The sequence below is a fragment of the Tamlana crocina genome (genome assembly GCF_012037625.1).
The window spans coordinates 1-310 of sequence record NZ_JAAVJS010000722.1 but is presented as its reverse complement, the minus strand read 5'-3'; the positions used below and the strand labels follow the sequence as shown (position 1 = coordinate 310).

1 pseudogene is annotated in these 310 nt (G+C 45.8%); it reads right to left on the bottom strand.

Features of this window, described 5'->3' with window-relative positions:
* A pseudogene (locus HC176_RS18725) lies at positions 1-310 on the bottom strand (hypothetical protein); the annotation flags it as partial.

Sequence of the window (310 nt, the reverse complement as noted above, 5' to 3'; positions counted from 1 at the left end):
GATGGTAGCGTTCCGCAAGATGTTCTAATCTGGGATTGTACTGTCCCGTCTCCGATTCATCACTTGTCCCGATAATGGACATCTTGATCTTACTGCCTTTGTAAGGGTTATTCGACGGAAAATAGCAGAGGTATCTCCAGGTATCAAGATCCGTGACACACCTATGGTATGTGGATTTGGAGCCGATTTTGGCTACACGCATCAACTCTCTGCGGTTAACGAAAAATTCATCGGCAAACCGGCTACTGTTCCATTCCTGAAACAAAGCCATATACAGGCTGATGTGCGTTGGATTTAGGCGGTCATCAAA